This is a genomic window from Acidocella aromatica (genome assembly GCF_014201825.1).
GTDB lineage: Bacteria > Pseudomonadota > Alphaproteobacteria > Acetobacterales > Acetobacteraceae > Acidocella > Acidocella aromatica.
Genome location: NZ_JACHFJ010000004.1, coordinates 138,653 through 149,872, shown reverse-complemented (window position 1 = coordinate 149,872; position 11,220 = coordinate 138,653). Strand labels below are relative to the sequence as shown.

At 64.7% G+C, this 11,220-nt stretch carries 8 protein-coding genes; 4 read left to right on the top strand and 4 right to left on the bottom strand.

Features of this window, described 5'->3' with window-relative positions:
• Positions 1–48: 48 nt before the first annotated feature.
• The gene (locus HNP71_RS06920) at positions 49–2,904 is read left to right on the top strand and encodes a 2-oxoglutarate dehydrogenase E1 component (RefSeq protein ID WP_183266156.1); all 2,856 of its coding nucleotides are present in this window, start codon (positions 49–51) and stop codon (positions 2,902–2,904) included.
• Between the two features lie 46 nt (positions 2,905–2,950).
• Positions 2,951–4,159 (top strand): 2-oxoglutarate dehydrogenase complex dihydrolipoyllysine-residue succinyltransferase, encoded by a 1,209-nt coding sequence (gene odhB, locus HNP71_RS06915; protein WP_183266155.1) that lies wholly within the window; start codon positions 2,951–2,953, stop codon positions 4,157–4,159.
• A 45-nt stretch (positions 4,160–4,204) separates the two neighbouring features.
• Here odhB and HNP71_RS06910 read toward each other — a convergent pair whose 3' ends face one another.
• Positions 4,205–4,870, bottom strand: a complete 666-nt coding sequence (locus HNP71_RS06910) for a transglycosylase SLT domain-containing protein (protein WP_183266154.1) — start codon at positions 4,868–4,870, stop codon at positions 4,205–4,207.
• Positions 4,871–5,127: 257 nt separating this feature from the next.
• On the opposite strand from HNP71_RS06910, the gene typA reads away from it, so the two are divergent.
• Positions 5,128–6,963: a translational GTPase TypA gene (gene typA, locus HNP71_RS06905; protein ID WP_183266153.1), complete on the top strand. Its 1,836-nt coding sequence runs from the start codon at positions 5,128–5,130 to the stop codon at positions 6,961–6,963.
• Positions 6,964–7,061: 98 nt separating this feature from the next.
• Here typA and HNP71_RS06900 read toward each other — a convergent pair whose 3' ends face one another.
• Together HNP71_RS06900 and HNP71_RS06895 are read right to left on the bottom strand one after the other, a co-directional pair.
• Positions 7,062–7,799 carry an energy transducer TonB gene (locus tag HNP71_RS06900; protein WP_183266152.1) on the bottom strand — a complete coding sequence of 246 codons (738 nt, stop codon included), beginning with the start codon at positions 7,797–7,799 and terminating at the stop codon, positions 7,062–7,064.
• A 7-nt stretch (positions 7,800–7,806) separates the two neighbouring features.
• On the bottom strand, positions 7,807–8,022 hold the full coding sequence (locus HNP71_RS06895) for a hypothetical protein (RefSeq protein WP_183266151.1): 216 nt from the start codon (positions 8,020–8,022) through the stop codon (positions 7,807–7,809).
• 175 nt (positions 8,023–8,197) lie between these two features.
• Between HNP71_RS06895 and HNP71_RS06890 the strand changes: the two genes are divergently transcribed.
• Positions 8,198–9,217, top strand: a complete 1,020-nt coding sequence (locus HNP71_RS06890) for a transporter (protein ID WP_183266150.1) — start codon at positions 8,198–8,200, stop codon at positions 9,215–9,217.
• Between the two features lie 15 nt (positions 9,218–9,232).
• Here the strand turns inward: HNP71_RS06890 and HNP71_RS06885 are convergent, their stop codons facing one another.
• Positions 9,233–11,188, bottom strand: a complete 1,956-nt coding sequence (locus HNP71_RS06885) for a TonB-dependent receptor plug domain-containing protein (protein ID WP_183266149.1) — start codon at positions 11,186–11,188, stop codon at positions 9,233–9,235.
• Between the last annotated feature and the right edge of the window lie 32 nt (positions 11,189–11,220).

Sequence of the window (11,220 nt, the reverse complement as noted above, 5' to 3'; positions counted from 1 at the left end):
GTCCACCCGCCTCACCGGGCGGGAGCATTGTAAATGTGAGGAACAGGTATGGCCGGTGTAGATGTGATTGCCACCGCGATGAATGGCGCGAATGCCCAGTTCATTGCCCAGCTTTATGCCAAATGGGTTGAAGCGCCTAACTCCGTTGATCCGGATTTCGCCGCCCTGTTTGCTGCGCTGGACGACGAAACGCGCTCCATCATGATGGATGCCACCGGCGCCTCCTGGGCCCCGCGTCCGAAGGCTTTCGGTCCTGATGAGGCCGAAGGCGCGGCCAAGCCCGCCAAGTCCACCACCTCCCCGGCCGAAACCCGCGCCGCCACGCTCGATTCCATCCGCGCCCTGATGCTGATCCGTGCCTACCGCGTGCGCGGCCATCTGGAAGCGCAGCTCGACCCGCTGGGGCTGAAGCAGCCCGGCCACCATATCGAGCTCGACCCCGCCACTTACGGCTTTACCGCCGCCGACATGGACCGCCCGATCTTCATCGACGGCGTGCTCGGTTTCGAGACCGCGACGTTGCGCGAGGTTATCGCCGCGCTGCGCAAGAGCTATTGCGGCGAAATTGGCGTCGAGTTCATGCATATCCAGGACCCGGCCCAGAAGAGCTGGATCCAGCGCCGCATCGAGGGCGCGCCCTGGCTCAACGCCTTCGACGCCAAGGCCAAGGCCAAGATCCTGAACCAGCTCACCGAGGCCGACAGCTTCGAGAACTTCTGCCAGCGCCGCTTTGTCGGCACCAAGCGCTTCGGCCTGGAAGGCGGCGAGAGCACCATCCCGGCGCTGCACTCCATCATCGAGACCGCCGCCAATGCCGGCGTGCGCGAAATCGCCATCGGCATGCCGCATCGCGGTCGCCTCAACACCCTGGTCAACATCGTCAAGAAACCGCTGGTGCAGCTCTTCGCCGAGTTCGGCGGCGCCTCCGCCAAGCCCGATGACGTGCAGGGCTCCGGCGACGTGAAATACCATCTCGGCACCTCCACCGACATCGTCGTCAACGGCAACAAGGTCCATCTCTCGCTGCAGCCCAACCCCTCGCATCTCGAGGCGGTGGATCCGGTGGTGGTCGGCAAGATCCGCGCCCGCCTGGACATGGCGGGTGACCGCACCCGCAAATCCGCCATGGCCATCATCATGCATGGCGACGCCGCCTTCGCCGGCCAGGGCCTGGTGTACGAGACCCTGGCGATGAGCCAGCTCATCGGCTATCGCACCGGCGGTTCCATCCATCTCGTCGTCAATAACCAAATCGGCTTCACCACCGTTCCGGCGCATGCCTTCTCCGGCCTGTACTGCACGGACGTCGCCAAGGCCGTGCAGGCGCCAATCCTGCATGTGAATGGCGACAACCCGGAAGCCGTGGTGTTCGCCACCAAGCTGGCCGCCGAGTTCCGCCAGGAATTCGCCGTGGACGTTGTGATCGACCTCGTCTGCTACCGCCGCCACGGCCATAACGAAAACGAAGAGCCGGCATTCACCCAGCCGATCATGTACAAGGCGATCAAGGCGCTGAAGACCACCCGCGCCCTGTATGCCGAGCGCCTGATCCAGGAAAACAGCGTCACCGCCGATGAGGCGAAGGCCATGGTGGATGATTACATCCAGACCCTGGAAGACGCCTATAAGGGCGCTCAGGACTATAAGGTGAACAAGGCCGACTGGCTGGAAGGCCACTGGGCCGGCCTGAAGCAGGCCGATGAGGAGGCTGAGCGCCAGGAGGAAGTGACCTCCGCGTCGCTCGAGCAGCTCAAGGAAGTCGGCGCCGCCATCTCCCGCCCGCCCGAGAACTTCGACCTCAACTCGAAGATCGCCCGCCAGCTCGAAGCCAAGAAACATGCGATCGAGACCGGCGAAGGCATCGACTGGGCAACCGGCGAGGCGCTGGCCTTCGGCACCCTGATGCTCGATGGCCACCGCGTGCGTCTCTCCGGCGAGGACTGCCAGCGCGGCACCTTCAGCCAGCGCCATGCCGTGCTGATCGACCAGACCAACCAGAACGAATACACCCCGCTGAACAATATCCGCCCCGACCAGGCGCATATCGAGATCTTCAACTCCCTGCTCTCCGAATACGGCGTGCTGGGCTTTGAATACGGCTACGCGGTGTCCGACCCGAACGTGCTGGTGTTGTGGGAAGCGCAGTTCGGCGACTTCGCCAATGGCGCACAGGTGTTGATCGACCAGTTCATCGCCTCGGGCGAGACCAAGTGGCTGCGTATGTGCGGCTTGGTGATGCTGCTGCCGCATGGCAGCGAAGGCCAGGGGCCGGAGCACTCCTCCGCCCGCCTGGAGCGCTATCTGCAGCTCTGCGCCGAGAACAACATGGCGGTGTGCAACATCTCCACTCCGGCCAACTACTTCCACGCGCTGCGCCGCCAGCTGAAGCGGAACTTCCGCAAGCCGTTGGTGCTGATGACGCCGAAGTCGCTGCTGCGCCACAAGCTGTGCGTCTCCAGCCTCAGCGAGTTCGCGCCGGGCTCCAGCTTCAAGTTCGTCATCCCCGAGACCGACGAGCTGGTGGCGCCGGAGAAGGTCAAGCGCGTCGTCATCTGCTCCGGCAAGGTGTATTACGACCTGCTGGCCGAGCGCCGTGAGCGCGGCATCAAGGATGTCGCCATCGTGCGCCTGGAGCAGTTCTATCCGTTCCCCGTGAAGAACCTGAAAGCCGCGATCGAGGCGTATACCAACGCCGAAGTCGTGTGGTGCCAGGAGGAGCCGGAGAACAATGGCGGCTGGACCTTTGTCGATCGCCGGATCGAGGGTGTGCTGACCTGCCTGAACAACGCCGCCAAGCGTCCCCGCTATGTGGGCCGTGCCGCCGCCGCCTCGCCCGCCACGGGTCTGGCCAAGGTGCACGCCGCCGAGCAGGCCGCTCTGGTCAACGAGGCGCTGAGCGTCTGACGTTATCTGAAATCGCGAAGTCAACAAGCAGTAATCAGGAGTAGCTATGGCCGCCGATATCAAAGTCCCCACACTGGGCGAGAGCGTGACCAGCGCGACCATCGCGCGCTGGATCAAGAAGGCCGGTGACGCCGTTGCCGCCGACGAACCCGTGGTGGAGCTGGAGACCGACAAGGTGACCGTTGAGGTCAACGCGCCGGAAGCTGGCGTGCTGTCCGAGATCATCGCCCCGGAAGGTGCGGAAGTGGAAGTGGGCGCCCTGCTGGGCCGCGTTGACGTCGGCGCCGCCGCCGCCAAGCCCGCCGCCGCCCCGGCCCCGGTGGCCGCCGCCGGCGTGCATGCGCCGCAGGCCGCCCCCGGCCCGGTGGCCCGCCCCGGCGCCGCCCCGCTGCCCGCCGCGGCGAAGCTGATCGAGGAAAACAAGATCGCCGCTGGCGCCATCCAGGGCACCGCCAAGGATGGCCGCGTCTCCAAGGGCGATGTGCTTGAGTTCCTGAACAAGCCCGCCGCCGCCCCGGCCGCTGCCGCGCCGAAAGCCCCGCGCGTGGCCGATGTCCGCGAAGAGCGCGTGAAGATGACGCGCCTGCGCAAGACCATCGCCGCCCGCCTGAAGGACGCGCAGAACACCGCCGCCATGCTCACCACCTTCAACGAGGTGGACATGAGCGCGATCATGGCGCTGCGCTCCGAGTACAAGGAGACCTTCGAGAAGAAGCACAAGGGCATCCGCCTGGGCTTCAACGGCTTCTTCGTGAAGGCTGTCTGCGCCGCGCTGGCCGAGTTCCCGGCTGTGAACGCCGAGATCGACGGTGACGAGATCGTCTACAAGAAGTTCGTGAACATGGGCATCGCCGTTGGCGGCGCCTCCGGCCTCGTGGTGCCCGTGATCCGCGATGCCGAGCAGAAGTCCATCGCCGAGATCGAGGCTGAGATCGCCGGCTTCGCCAAGGCGGCGAAAGAGGGCACGCTGAAGCTGGAACAGCTCTCCGGCGGCACGTTCTCCATCACCAATGGTGGCGTGTACGGCTCACTGATGTCCACCCCGATCATCAACCCGCCACAGTCCGCCATCCTGGGCATGCACAAGATCCAGGAGCGCCCGGTGGCCCTGAATGGTCAGGTGGTGATTCGCCCGATGATGTATCTGGCCGTGTCCTACGACCACCGCATCATCGACGGCCGCGAGGCTGTCTCCTTCCTGGTGCGCGTCAAGGAGTCCCTGGAGGATCCGCGCCGCCTGCTGCTGGAAATCTGATCCACGACAACGGAAAAGGGCCCCAAACGGGGCCCTTTTTTATTGCTAATCGCCTTCGTACACATGCGGCAGGCCGGGGCGCCAAGCCGCGTCCATTGGCTGGCTGGAGGTGTACACATGGATACGCTTCGCCGCGGCCGACTGGATGATCGCCACGTTATCCGGCGGCGGGATGTAGCTGGCCTCCTGCACGTCGGCGGTGAAATTGAACGGCATGTTGCCCATGCGCTTCCACGCCGCCAGCACCAAGCGCTGATACGGCAAGCCCAAATCCGGCAGGGCGGAATGGTAATCGGCGATCGCGGTGGTCCAGGAGCCGGTCCGCCCTTTCAGCGCGGAGAGGAAGCGCGCGGCGTAGGCGGCGTTTTTCGCGGGGTCAAAAGCCTCGTCCAGCGAGGCAAAGGCATCCGGGTGGCTCTCCAGGCTGATCTGGAAACAGCCGACATCGATATCCCGCGCGCCCGATTCCTGGGCGAAGCGCACGAAGGCCATCGCGGCCTCCTTGGTGGGGAAATACTGGCCATTGCCATCGGCATTCACGGTCCAGGGCCAGGGGGTCATGTGGCCGGTCGCGGGGTCGGGGTGGCCGCTTTCCACCATGCCGATGGAGAGCAGCAGATTGGCGGGCAACGCCCCTTCCTGCTCGGCTTCGTGGCCCGCGGTGGTGCAGGCGGCGCCGGGCGGGGTGTCCGCCCATGCGAAGCCCCCCATGGCAGCCGCAACACCTATGCACAACAATAGTCTACGCACCGCATCTCCCGGTGAAGCCATACCCAGATGACAGGGCTTTAACCCTTAACCGCCCCAAAAACCACAGCCGCAACGATGCCACATTGCGCCCATGTGCAATTAACCCTCGCTTTTGCGCGGCAATATCGCTATGCCGTGCGCAAATCTCACCGCCCAAACCGAATTGCGGGGCAAACGCCCCGTGATTCGGCTTGGGCTAGCCATTGGGTAGTTTCTGTATGTCCGCGCCGAAAATTCGCAACATTGCCATCATCGCACACGTCGACCATGGCAAGACCACGCTTACCGACCAGCTGCTGAAGCAGTCCGGCGCCTTCGCCGCCCACCAGGCCGTGGCCGAGCGTGCGCTCGACCGCAACGACCTGGAAAAGGAGCGCGGCATCACCATTCTGGCGAAGGTTGCCTCGGTGGTGTGGAAGGACACGCGCATCAACATCGTTGACACCCCTGGCCACGCCGATTTCGGCGGTGAGGTGGAGCGCATCCTGAGCATGGTGGATGGCGCCGTGATCCTGGTGGACGCCGCCGAGGGCGTGCTGCCGCAGACCAAGTTCGTGCTCGGCAAGGCGCTGGCGCGCGGCCTGAAGCCGATCGTGGTGGTGAACAAGATCGACCGTGGCGATGCCCGCCCGGACGACGTGCATAACGAGATGTTCGACCTGTTCGCCTCGTTGGACGCGAACGAGGAGCAGCTGGACTTCCCCATGCTGTTCGCCTCGGGCCGCCAGGGCTGGGCTGTCGCCAATCTGGACGACCCGCGCGAGAGCCTGACCCCGCTCTTCGACCTGATCCTGAGCCATGTTCCCGCCCCGAACCTGGACGTGGACGCGCCCTTCGCCATGGTTGCCACCATTCTGGAGTCCGACACCTTCCTCGGCCGCGTGCTGACCGGGCGCGTGGAGCAGGGCAAGGCGACCGTGAACATGCCGGTGAAGGTGCTGGGCCTGGATGGCAAGGTCGTCGAGACCGGCCGTCTGACCAAGCTGCTCTCCTTCCGCGGGCTGGAGCGCGTGCCGGTGGACGAGGTCTCCGCCGGTGACATCGTCGCCGTGGCCGGTCTGACCGACGCCACCATCCCCTACACCATCTGCTCACCGGAAGTGGCCGAGCCCCTGCCCGCCACCCCGATCGATCCGCCGACCCTCTCCATGACCTTCCGCATCAACGACGGTCCGCTCGGCGGCCGCGAGGGCAAGAAGGTTACCTCCCGCCAGATCCGCGACCGTCTGTTCAGCGAGATCGAGGGCAATGTCGCCATTCAGGTGGTCGCCTCCACCGAGAGCGACGCCTTCGAGGTGTTCGGCCGTGGCGAACTCCAGCTCGGCGTGCTCATCGAGACCATGCGCCGCGAGGGCTTCGAGCTGACCATCGGCCGCCCCCGCGTGCTGACGCGCCTCAACGAGGAAACCGGCGAGCGCGAGGAGCCGTATGAGGAAGTGCTGATCGACGTGGACGAGCCCTATGCCGGCGCCGTCGTCGAGAAGATGTCCCGCCGCAAGGGCGAGCTGTCCGACATCCGCCCCTCCGGCGGCGACAAGCAGCGCCTGACCTTCAAGATCCCGTCGCGCGGCCTGATCGGCTATCACGGCGAGTTCCTGACCGACACGCGCGGCACCGGCGTGATGAACCGCCTGTTCGCCGGTTACGGCCCCTGGAAGGGTAAGATCGAAGGCCGCCGCAATGGCGCGCTGATCTCCTCCGAGGATGGCGAGGCCGTGCAGTACTCTCTGTTCTCCCTGCAGGACCGCGGCGTGCTGTTCGTGAGCCCCGGCGAGAAGGTCTATGTGGGCATGATTCTCGGCGAACATAGCCGCGAAAACGACCTCGACGTAAACCCGGTGCGCGAGAAGAAGCTGACCAACATCCGCGCCGCCGGCAAGGACGAGGCGCTGCTGCTGGTGCCGCCCCGCAAGATGTCGCTGGAACAGGCGATTGCCTACATCGAGGACGACGAGCTGGTGGAGGTTACCCCGTCCGCCGTGCGCATCCGCAAGCGCTATCTGAACCCGCATGACCGCAAGAAGGCCGAGCGCCGGTCTGACGACGCGGCATAAAACCAAAAGGGCCCCAAACGGGGCCCTTTTTTTGTGGCTTCGGCCCAAAGTCACAGAATTTTTGGTGCCGCTTTTTCTAACAAGCGGCGTCTTTCGCGCTATTGCGGCTCGAAGCGTACCCAGAGCTTCAGCGTGGAAGCCACCGGCTTGCCGTTGATCTGGGCCGGGTGGAAATGCCATTGAAGGGCCGCCATGCGCACGCTGTCGTCGAGGTCGGGATAGCCGCTGCTGCCGGTGACGCTGACATTGTTCACGCTGCCCCAGGGCGTGATGCTCACCACGAAATGCACCTCGCCCTGCTCGCCCGCCATGCGGGCCTGCTCGCTGTAATCGGGCACAACATTGCTCGCATCGGGTGAGGCCGGGCGAGTGATCCGCACCTCCTGCGTGCCGCGATGCGGTGCCGGAACATGGCTGCCCTGGGTGCGGGCCTGGGGCTGCGGCGTGGGGCGTGGCGGTACCGGACGTGGCGGCGCGGCGGGCGGCGGAAGCGGCAATGCATCGTCTGGCGTCTGGGCCATGCTGGCCGTGAGCTTGGGCTGCGGCGGTTGCGGCACGGGCGGCGTGGCTTGGGGCTGGGCCTCACCTTGCGGCGGGGCTTCGGGGATCACCTCGACCACCGACTCGTCGGGTGGCGGCGGCAGGCGCAGCACCACCAGCGCCAATACCAGCACCAAGGTCGCCACATGCAACCCGGCGGACACGATCCCCGCCTCCCAATCATAGGACAAAGGCAAGCTGAGACGGGGAAAGCGGGCATCGCCCCAGGCACGCAGGCCTGTTTTCTGCGCCCGTATCTCCGGGGCAAGCGGCCGGGTCCGCTGAGAGGCGGTCATGCGGGCCTCAAGGCACCAGCGCGCCCTCTTGCTTGGCCTTCTCAGTCGGCTCGACATGAATGGTAACGATGACCAGCGCGGAGGACGCCACGTTCACAAGGGCTTCCAGAGCGTCCGAAAGCAAGGCAGTACCGCCACTGACTTTTGCCGCCAGCATCTTGCCGGCAAACACCAGGGCCCCGACCGCGACGCTCCCAGCTGCGATTTTCTGGATCGGTTTCACGCGCCTAGCTACCAGGGCTTTGAGGCGAAACGCAACGCTGGGATCCGCCGCCGCCCAGCCGGCAAAATTGTTATTCGCCTGTCAATTCTATTGACAATCTCATAAGCACTCTTTGACAAGTAACTATATACATCCGGCGTCCTGCCAGGATCACAACATCACAAGGGACAGGCTTATGTGGGGGGTATTACGGCGCGTCGTTCTGCTGGGCGCAAGTGTTGCGCTATGCCTGGGTGGACAAGCCGCGCGGGCCTCCGTCCCCTTGCCGGGGGATGCCGTCCAACCTCCGGCCAACATCAATATCCTGCTCTATTACAACGTGCTCGACGGCGCCGGAGAGTTCGCCCCCGTGCGCGGAAACGGCTACGGCAAGAACACGCGCGTCTCGATCGATGTCCAGGCCATCCGCTACATCCACACCTTCAATGTCGCCGGCATGGTCGGCGGAGTGCAGCTGTATCAGGTGTACACTAACTTTCTCGGCCCGCAGGAAATCGGCACCCCCAACCTGCCCGGCCTTGGCTCGGGGCGCGCGCGCCTCCGCCATGGCGACGGCCTTGCCCAACCCAATCTGGGCGCGTTCCTCTTCCCCTATGCCAACGACAAAAACGGCACCTATCTGGTGCTGGGCCAGTGGTTCGACCCGCCAATCGGCAGCTACGACAAGACGGCGACCTTGAACTATACGAAGAATATGTGGACCTTCGAGAGCGAGGCGGGGTTCCGCACCACGTTGCTAGGCTCGCCGCAGGGGCGGAACCTGTCCATCGAAGTCTGGGGCGAGCTGTATATCTTCAGCGACAATAACGGCGCGGGGGTGGTCTCGCCCGCCCTCTACGCCAACGACTACCTAGCCTATGGGCCTATCCGACCGGCCAGCACGGTGCCGGCACGGTTGCACCAGCAGCCCGAAGGCGAGTTCCGTGTATTCCTGCCTTTCCAGTTCTACCCGGCCACCCTCGCCACAATCACGCCAGGGTTTTACCAGTCCCTCGGCGGCAAGCAGGTTTACCGCCTGCAAAACGGCGCAACGCTGGATTCCGGCAGCAGAACCGAAGAGAGCCAGGTCTTCCTCGGACTATCCTCTTACGTCTCTCCGCATTGGCAGGTGATGCTGAACGGCGAGTACGATGTGCTGGTGCATGGCGGGCCGGTGAACCGCGCCGTGGAGCTGCGGGTGGCGACGGCTTTTTAGCCGCCGCCCGCGCCGTTACTCGACCGTGGCGCGCACCCCGATCAGCATCGAGGCGCCGGGGATCTGCAGCCCGTTCGCGGCCTCGAAATTCGAGTTCAGAATGTTCCTGCCGGTGGCGAACAAGGTAAGCTTGTCGTTGAGCCGGTAGGAGACATTGAGGTTCACCACCGTGCCCGGGTCCGCGTTGCCAGTGCCGGTGAGATAGCCGGCATCGTTGTACAAATAGTCATTGAAGCGGCCGATATACTGCACCTGCGGCGCGATGGAGAGCCCCGGTACCGGCGTGAAGGTGAAACTGGCGCTGCCTGAGTGCTGAGGACGGCGCAGCAGGGGCGTGCCATCGGTGCCGGAAACGGCGTGGGTGTAGGTATAGTCGATAGTGGCGGTCACCCAGTTGGCCGGATGCAGCGTAAGCCCGGTTTCCACGCCCTGGATATTGGCCCGGGCCACGTTCTGCTCGGTGTAGGTATAATCGGCGTTTGCCTGGGCTTGGATGAGCCCGCGGATGCAGGTGGAAAAATAAGTGGCCGAGAGGGTGGCGAAATCCTCCTGGCCGAAGGCGGGAAGGTCGAACTCCGGCCCCAGCTCCCACCCCGTGCTGTATTCAGGGCGCAGGTTCGGGTTACCGCGATCACCGTAATTATCGATGTAATGCAGGTCGAACAGCGAGGGGGCGAGGAAGCCCGTGCCAACCGAGCCTTTCAGCATGGCGTCGATCTCGGGCAGAGCCAGTACCGCGCCCGCGCGCCAGGTAATGGCATTGCCGAAGCTGGAAACGGTATCGTTGCGCAATGCGCCGGTAAGGGTGAGGCGGTTGGCGATGGTCGTTTGCAGGCCCATATGGCCGGACCAGCTATGCTGCGAGGCGCTGAGGCTGGTGGTGTAGCCGCCGCTCTCCTCGTTCACGTTCTCGTCAGCGTGGTCGTTGCTGTACTCGGCGCCGAAGAGCAGCGAGGAGTGGGTGAGCAGCCCTGCATCGGGCAGGCGCAGCGTGTTGTTCCACTGCGTGTCGGTCCGGCGTCCGTGATAAATATCGTTGGCGCTGGCGTAGTTTGGATCGGTGGCGTCGAGCAGGTTGCGGTTATGGATGTCGTTCCACATACGGGCCACGAACAGATCGGTGCTCAGGCGGCCATCGAACAGCGTGCTGGAGACGCCGAGCTTGCCGAAATAGCTGCTGTTGTAGAACATGTTGTTGGGGTCATCGAACTCGGGATAGGCGAGGTTCGGCGAAGCGGAATCAGTACCCTGGGCGCGGGCGATGAGGTAGACCCGCGTCATCGGCGCGACAGTGTAGCCCAACTGCACGGAGCCCATGCGGGCGCGATACGGGTCCTGGTGATTGGCGTACACGCTCATGCGCCGGGGGGTGTAGTCGAACCCCGCCTCCTCATCGATGCCGCCGCTCAAGGAGTAGTCGAAATTGCCCGTAACACCGGAGATGGTGGCGCTGGCCTGGGCCTGGGCTGGGTAGCCGCCCGCCACCGAGATGGTGGCCTGGGACGGCTTGGTGCCGCGCTTGGTGATGATGTTGATGACACCGCCGATGGCGTGCGAGCCATACAGCCCGGACATCGCGCCGCGCACGACCTCCACGCGCTCGATATCGGGGATCTGGAACTGGCCAAAATCGAAGGCGCCATTGGCGTTGGCCGGGTCGTTCACCGGCACGCCGTCGAGCAGCACCAACACGTCCTCGGAATTGGTGCCGCGGATGAACACGCTGGCTTGGTTGCCCGGACCGCCGAGCTGCACCACGTTCAGGCCCGGTACTGTGCTCAGCGCCTCGGTGAGGGTGGTGTCGCCCTGGCGGGCGAAATCGGCCTGGGTGAGCACGGTGACGCCAGCAGGCACTTGGCCAACTGGGGTGGCAATGCGCGTGGCGGTTACGGTGATGGGCTGGTCGTCGGCCCAGGCGGCAAATGGCAGCAACGCCGCCGCCAGGCAGAGGCCGAATCGGTTATGAGGCATGAATCCCCTCCTCGCGGTACGCCGGCAATCTG

What these genes read in the sequence shown, in the direction of transcription:
- HNP71_RS06920 (WP_183266156.1), top strand. Translation starts at nt 49, where the DNA reads ATGGCCGGTGTAGATGTGATTGCCACCGCGATGAATGGCGCGAATGCC.
- odhB (WP_183266155.1), top strand. Translation starts at nt 2,951, where the DNA reads ATGGCCGCCGATATCAAAGTCCCCACACTGGGCGAGAGCGTGACCAGC.
- HNP71_RS06910 (WP_183266154.1), bottom strand. Translation starts at nt 4,870, where the DNA reads ATGGGGGGCTTCGCATGGGCGGACACCCCGCCCGGCGCCGCCTGCACC.
- typA (WP_183266153.1), top strand. Translation starts at nt 5,128, where the DNA reads ATGTCCGCGCCGAAAATTCGCAACATTGCCATCATCGCACACGTCGAC.
- HNP71_RS06900 (WP_183266152.1), bottom strand. Translation starts at nt 7,799, where the DNA reads ATGACCGCCTCTCAGCGGACCCGGCCGCTTGCCCCGGAGATACGGGCG.
- HNP71_RS06890 (WP_183266150.1), top strand. Translation starts at nt 8,198, where the DNA reads ATGTGGGGGGTATTACGGCGCGTCGTTCTGCTGGGCGCAAGTGTTGCG.
- HNP71_RS06885 (WP_183266149.1), bottom strand. Translation starts at nt 11,188, where the DNA reads ATGCCTCATAACCGATTCGGCCTCTGCCTGGCGGCGGCGTTGCTGCCA.